3 protein-coding genes are annotated in these 7288 nt (G+C 47.4%); all 3 read right to left on the reverse strand.

Going from position 1 to position 7288, the window contains the following annotated elements:
* Nucleotides 1-848: 848 nt before the first annotated feature.
* The 3 genes from HMPREF9538_RS01385 to HMPREF9538_RS01375 are packed head-to-tail and all read right to left on the reverse strand — an operon-like array spanning nucleotide 849 to nucleotide 6670.
* Nucleotides 849-3044, reverse strand: coding sequence for a DEAD/DEAH box helicase (locus tag HMPREF9538_RS01385; protein WP_000093087.1), 2196 nt, complete (start codon nucleotides 3042-3044; stop codon nucleotides 849-851).
* Nucleotides 3041-4357 (reverse strand): ATP-binding protein, encoded by a 1317-nt coding sequence (locus HMPREF9538_RS01380; RefSeq protein WP_004152291.1) that lies wholly within the window; start codon nucleotides 4355-4357, stop codon nucleotides 3041-3043. The genes HMPREF9538_RS01385 and HMPREF9538_RS01380 overlap by 4 nt, the downstream gene beginning before the upstream one ends.
* A 3-nt stretch (nucleotides 4358-4360) precedes the next feature.
* Nucleotides 4361-6670 (reverse strand): TerB N-terminal domain-containing protein, encoded by a 2310-nt coding sequence (locus tag HMPREF9538_RS01375; RefSeq protein WP_004152290.1) that lies wholly within the window; start codon nucleotides 6668-6670, stop codon nucleotides 4361-4363.
* Between the last annotated feature and the right edge of the window lie 618 nt (nucleotides 6671-7288).

The raw sequence follows: 7288 nt of genomic DNA on the forward strand, positions 1-7288 counted from the left end.
GTAACTATTCTTCTTCATCGCTGTGGGTGGTGCTGTGGTCAGTTGTTTAGTACACGCTCGTAAGCGGCCCTGCGGCCCGCTAACGCGGAGATACGCCCCGACTGCGGCTGTCGCCTTGTCGGGACCACTCCGACCGCGTACAGAGGCGTCTGAGCTGTTTTAAGCGGGTATGGCTTTGCAGCTACCGTGTTAAGTTCCCTGGTGTCGCTGAAATAGTTGATGAACATCCCCCTAAGCGTCAGCAGCAAGCTGCCGCCGCTTAGGCCCCGGAAATCACGCCCTTTACGTCGTAAACGCCGTAAAGCCCGCTCACCGGGGTTAAAAGGGATTACTTTGACTTCTTCATTGCTGTTAGATGGTTAAGGCTAATCAGGGCAGGGGGTAGGGTGGCAGAATTTATAGCCCGGTAACCGGCTACGCCGGGCTTTCGGCGCCATTTGACGCCACAGACACATGTAACCTCATCTGGCGCCTCCATGCCGCTGACGCGGCATCCAGAAGTTTCCCGATGCTGTAAGTCTTAACGTCTGCTTTGTGCCAGAAGCGGACACTGTTCACAATATCGAGTTAATCATTGGATATGTTGATCGCTCCCATTGAAAAATTTCACATTATCCAATATATCATTGTTGAGGCTTCCCTCTTACACCTCTAAAGGATAACTATCATGGGTCTTAAACCTGGTCCAAAACCAATTGCTAAATCGACAGGAAAACCGGATCAACGTCGACGTGATAATAAAGATACTCCTGGTAATACCCCGGGACTAAAGCCTAGTAAATCTACAGGGAAATAAAAAATTCAGGGTATATATGTCTTATTTATACCCTGATTACATATCCAGATTACTAAAGATGTTTCTGCAACCAGATGCGCGTACCTTCTGTTTCATACGCCTTTGCACCATACCCTTTCGCAAGAAGGGACTCTGGTAAATACTCGTCATATTTATCTAAGTACTTTTCTGGAACATCTGTGGCAAGATCAAATGCAGATGGCAAGCCTGACAACAGCATTTCTTTCAGCGCGTGCTGAACGGAAGCTACACTGGAGTTATCGATTTCTATAACGCCAGCAAATGAATTTGCTTTAAAACCACAACGTATGAGCAAGGCTGTAATCGTATTGACAACTTTATCCCCCATCCAGGGTATTACGTAACAGTGTTGTCCACTCGTAATAAAACACTCATTTTGAAGTTTAAAACGCTGAAAGTTACTACAGCCTTCCGCAAATAGGTTTCTGGCGGCAGTATCGGCATAATCTACTTTCTTGCTACCTATTGCTATGCGGTAATCACCTTCCCTATAGATAGCGAGCATTTCCTGACGAACGGCATCATGAACAGACATACCTCCCCCACTAAATTGTGGTGGCTGACCGCCTTTGGTTGCCTCTACATAGATAACTTTTTTCTCTGTCTCGATCTCTGTCACTTTCCAGCGCCGCCCACCGAAGATGATGTGTTGGTCTGGTAGCAGTGGGGAGTCCACAGGCACTGTTCCAAGGGTTCTGTTTCCGGTGATAATGCGGAACTCTTCTGGTGTATTGAACACGGCATAAAAAGTGTAATGGTTAGTCAGTTTCTCCCCCTCTGCCCCAACAACCATTTCGCCGCTAGCAAGTTGAGTGAGTAGGCCACATGCTCCCATATGTTTAAGCAGGCTTTTGAAATCGTTTAAATCTACATTTCTGAACGGCCCTGTCTGGCATAGTTGTGACCAGAGCTGGTCGGCACGAACTCCACCCCATTGTGCGGTAATTGCAAGAATCTGGTGTAGCAGCGTGGAGTAATGCATCTGCCGGGAATCGGCAGGCTCAAACCATTGTTTAGAGATCATCAACCTGATCATTGCCATCGACTGCACCAACTGGAGTCGTAGGTGATCAACGATACTGCTACTCACAGTAAGCTCATTTTCTGTAATTAGCATTCTGAGTACTGACGGGGAATCGCGTCGCCCAGAACGCCCCATTCGCTGGCGCAAACTGGAAACAGAATGCGGAGGCGTAACTTGGATAACCGATTTAACCTTACCGATATCAATTCCCAACTCAAGCGTCATTGTACAAACAGCTGTTGTGGGCAAATTTCCTTTCTGAAGACGAGATTCAAGCACCTCACGTAATTCCTTGGCAAGGGAACCATGGTGGGGGAAAAATTCATTCGGAACAATTTGTTCCTCACACATGTCGCTCAGCGTTGCCGCAATGCTTTCAGTGCGTTTTCGGCTGTTTGCAAAGACCAAATGAGAATCGCCACGGCAAAGTCTAAAAATGTCAGCGCAAACGTCATGTTCAGCTGAACTCTGAAGTTCTTCCTCATTTTGGATCACTCGCTCCAGGTACCCTTTGACCTGTACCTGAAGAGTGGCCATGCTATTACTATCTGTAACAGTTACGCAGGGGAGTCGTTTGTCCGGGCGCAACATTTCGGGCACTTTCTCCAGTTCCCCCAGCGTGGCACTCAACGCAACGCGGGGAATTGGATTTACCTGGCATCCTAGCACATGGTCAATTCTATTGAGCAGAGAAAGCAGCTGTACACCACGCTCTGAACCAATAAAAGCATGAAACTCATCAATAACGATGTATGCGACTGAAGAAAACGCCTGTTTGAGCCAGCCCATTGAATTTATGAGCAAAGACTCAAGTGACTCAGGTGTAATCAGTAAAATGCCAGCAGGGTTCGTCCGAGCCTTCTTCTTTTTGCTTTGTGGTACATCCCCGTGCCAGGGAGTCACTGGCATTTCCAATGCATCTCCAAGGCTCCCAAGACGACGGTACTGATCGTTAATCAATGCCTTCAACGGACTGATATAGACGATGCCAAATCCATTCGTGAGATCTGCAACTGCCGAACAGGCAGGAAGAAAGAAAGCCTCTGTTTTACCCGCTGCTGTACCTGCACTGATTAGCACGTCTCGATCACGGGCTAAAATTGCCGGGATAGAACTCTCCTGCAAGGGCCTTAATGTCGACCACCCCTGCTTGTAAACCCACTTACGGACGCGGGGATCGAGGCTATCGTAGGCACTGCTCATAGTTTGAAGTTCGCCAGTCCGTCGTCGTCATCGCTTTCCTCCGTAGTGGTGTCATCCATATCGCTGGGCCGGTCCTCTTCAATCGCCACACCCTCGATTAGTGTTTGCCAGTTCATCGTTCTGTTTTGTTCCAGCACGGCCAGCATGTCCAGGAAACCTTTTATGGTATTACGGGGGGTACGGAAGTAAGCGTCTCCAATGGTTTTACTACAGTGATGCAGGAATCCAGTCAGTGCCTCATCTGGTACCAGATAATTCTCTGGATCTCCACCGGCATAAACATGACGAAGATTTCTCAGCAAAATATACAGTTCCTCAGGGGTGAGGCTGGCAAGATGCAAAGTGGGGGATGAGTAGTCAATCACTCCTGCTTTTTGCGCGAACCGGTTTTCCGCCAGACGCGACTGGAGCGCCTCATAGCTGTAAAGACCTTTACGCGGATCGAAAAGAAACTCTGGCGTACCCCCGAGGATAAAACCAATGTTCTCGGCTGAGCCTTGCAGGCAGTCATTCAGGATCCGCAAAATCTGTTCGTAGTTCGCTGTTCTTGCTTGCGTATTATTCAGCTTCAAGAGGTTCACCATTTCGTCGAGGCTGACCAAAAGACCGGCATAGCCTGCCTGGCGGACAAAAAGGCTCATCAGCTTCAAAGAATCATAGAATGATGCGTCTGAGATAATAGTCCGAACGTCGAGATCGTGACGGGCATCAGTTTTAGTAGTGTACTCTCCACGCAACCAGCGAATGGCATTGGATTTTAGCGTTTCGTTATCCTGCTCATGCCCCCGCCAGAATGCATCAATGACCTTCGCAAAGTCATATCCACCGACCATATCTGATAGTGCTGCCAGGCGTTTATGAATAACTGATGAAACCTCGGAGCCGTCCGTGTCAGCTTCCTTCCTTGCCTCCGTAACGAACCTTTCAACAACGCTAAGTAACGCATTACCATCCGGCTTGTTTCTGGTGGACATGTTTTTCATGAGCTCAGAATAAAGATTACGAGCCTGACCTCCCGATGAGTGAATACGTCTGTCAGGAGAAAGGTCAGCACTGACTGACACCAACTTCTTCTCCAGCGCAATAGAGCGCACAACACTCAGAAAGAACGTTTTACCAGAACCATATTCACCGATGATAAGTCTGAAGCTTGCACCACCGTCAGCAATCCTCTCAATATCCTGATGGAGAGCGGTGATCTCATTCACGCGGCCAACCTGGATATGCTGAATGCCTATCCTTGGCGTTACACCTGACTTAAGTGACTGAATAATAGCGTCGCGTTCTTTCACTCTTATACGTGTTACAGACATTCACTATCCCTCTAATTCTTTGGCAATTTCCAGGTCAACCCAGATATCATCATCGGCATCGTCCAGTACTGGAGCATCAACCACCGCATAGGACCAGTCATTGATCACCTCAAGCGCACCGCCGAGCATCAAATTCAAATTTCCGCACAATTCTGTCGCCTCTTTTCGGGACCACTGTTCTTTCTCCAGCAAACTGCGATAAAGCTGGCTATGTGCGGAGTCAAGTCCCCCCGCCTCCGTTGATGAGGCTGGAGCGCTTTCTGGCTCTTCCGGTTCTTCTTCGGTGAAAATTGTGTTCAGCAATTTACGAACATCATCCGTGGCAGATTCGTGGCGGGCAAGTACATTAGCATCCAGTGTGAACCCTGCTGCTGGCTGATCAGTTGGTACAGACGAGACGAGATCATGTTCAGTTGCGGAATGCTGATGGATATTGCTCGAGACAGATGAGGGATCCAGCCCCAAACTTGAATAAATCTTCTCAAGCTGTTTGATTTCGGCAGGCGCTATTGTCCCATCCGAACAGGCAACACTAACGATAACCTTACCCACAGCAGCTTTTTCCGCGGCCCCCATCAACTCAATCCTACTTTTCATTCCTGTCATATTGGCTGGGGTATGAAGTTGCCACGTTAAATACGCATGTAGAGAGCGTTTTTCATCATCGGTGAAGCCAGGATTGTTGTTGATGGCATTCTCAAGCACTTTCTGTTCAGCTTGATCAAGAGAATCGTCAATCAAGGCGACCATCGCCCCTAATCTGAGCGTCATTACGGCTGAGATAAATTCAGGAGAAGGTGAGAAGCGTCCACCTTCGGCGGCAGGGAATAGAACAAGTGTCCCATCAACATCCGCCTTCACATGGTGATAATACGGGTCAGGTGCCAGACCGTAACCCATCTTCAGAGCAAAGGCCTGCATCAAATCGGCCTCTTTTTTATTGATCTTATTGGGGCAACTGGCATTCATATGTGCCCAAAAGTCAGCAACTGAGACTAACCCCTCCTTGACGAGGATCGCCTCATCAGCCCAGCGTTTGAATGAGCTTAATATTTTTTCTGCGCTTTCATTAACTATCTCTGAAGGGAGCAGCATAATTGCAGCCGTATCATTGACTGACGTACCTTTCCTACCAAGGTAGCGACTATAAGCATCAAGTTCATCTGTACATATATCGGCAAGAGCCATAATTTTCTGGACAGGGCTCTTCAACGCACTTGGATCAGGCAGGTCGGGAACAGGAAGTCGAACACCTCGCAAACTAGGACTTGCTGGTGTGTAATCTAACCTCAGGCGCGTTTTATTCGCCTTAACGACCATCCCTTCACCATATTTGAGGGTGTAACGCCGTTTGAAAAGTGCAGCAAACTCTTTAGCACAGCGGCGAGCCGGGGTACGCAGCGAATACTCGGTGTGGTTTATTACCCAGTTCAACGCCAGTTCAGCTGATACAGGAACTCCTTCATGTACAGTTTTTGCAAGAGCCAGCTTAAATTGCATGCTGTTGCTGAAACCTGAATTGCTATCGAGCTCAGTGGCTAAGCCCATGTTCGGGCGCAGAATAGACATGGCTTCGAGTAATTGGGTCGAATATCCACGGAAGGAGCGGTTCTCAATGAATATCGATCTTAACCGAGCGACTTCATTGAACAGATTACGGAACTCAGCATCAGGGAATTTTGGGTCAGTGGAATCTACGAGCGCTTTTCTTTCCAGGCCGTAGAGGTAGATAAAAACATAGCCGATAGGACACGATGGATCAGACCTATCGCTGGCAAGCCAACTGACATACGCACCGCGTGCTTCTGGGGAAAGAGAGGAAAAACTGGGCCAGTATCCTAATGAACTGTCCTCGTAAAGATAAGAAGTAGGTTTTATCTTACATGTGTCATCAATTAATGATGCCTCACTTCCATCGTCATAATAGCCGCCTGATTCCTGACCGGAGGGCTTCATACGTTGCCCCACGTAAATGTGGCCACCGCTAATTGCTACACCAGCTACAGTTATCATCTCACCCGGAAGTACCCATCGAGCTAGTGCACCTGCTGACTTTGAGGTGTTGCGGTAATGATTGGTTGTCACCCGAAGTTCAACACCCCGGCCACCGCTCAATGTAAAAGTTGCAAGGTTATCGTCTTCACTATCATCGTTTCGCACAACCGCCTCTTTTTTCTTGATGTCAGCGAGCCATTCTTTTGGCGGTGCTTTCACGGGGTCTGAAGCATAAGACTTTGGAGATTTACGTTTTTTCTTTCTAAAAAACAACAAGTAAATGACAAAAATCGCCGCCAAAAAATTCAATAACTCCATGATATATAACCTTAAAATCATTCTTCACGCATATTTACAAGCAGTGATGAAGGCAGGGCAAGTGGATTAATCTCAAAATAATACTTCTAAATTGCGAGGGTTAAAAGCAAATCACAATTAAAATTAACCCAATGATTTAAATGATAAAAATCATTTAATAATGTGTTTAACCAGCAGTGAAATTTTAAGGTGTTAAAACCTGTTAGGCGATTCGTCTCTAAATGATGTTGTACTACTGCTACGTTAACATGCGAGCAAATGTACTGCGGATGCACATCTGACCACTGTATGATGATACTTACCTATTCGCTGAGAATCTCGGCAACTTTATGGCAGGGAAGCTTTTAGAGACTATACCGTCTCGAATTTCCGTTTATCGCTCTCAGCAGACCTTCAGCATCCTAAGCTTGTCTGCTGTAGGCCAGGAGCGGTCATTTATACGTAGTAGCTCAATGACTGCTTCGTACATAAAGCTGTCATTGGACTTTCTGACCTTACAAGGTAATCTGGCTTGCAAGGAAGCCGACCTTGCGGGACCGGTATAACGCACTGTTATATGCCATAGGAGGACTAGTGGAAACGACAGACGGCTTTGTTGAATAAATCAGATTTCGGGTA

This window comes from Klebsiella sp. MS 92-3, assembly GCF_000195655.1.
GTDB classification, from domain to species: domain Bacteria; phylum Pseudomonadota; class Gammaproteobacteria; order Enterobacterales; family Enterobacteriaceae; genus Klebsiella; species Klebsiella pneumoniae.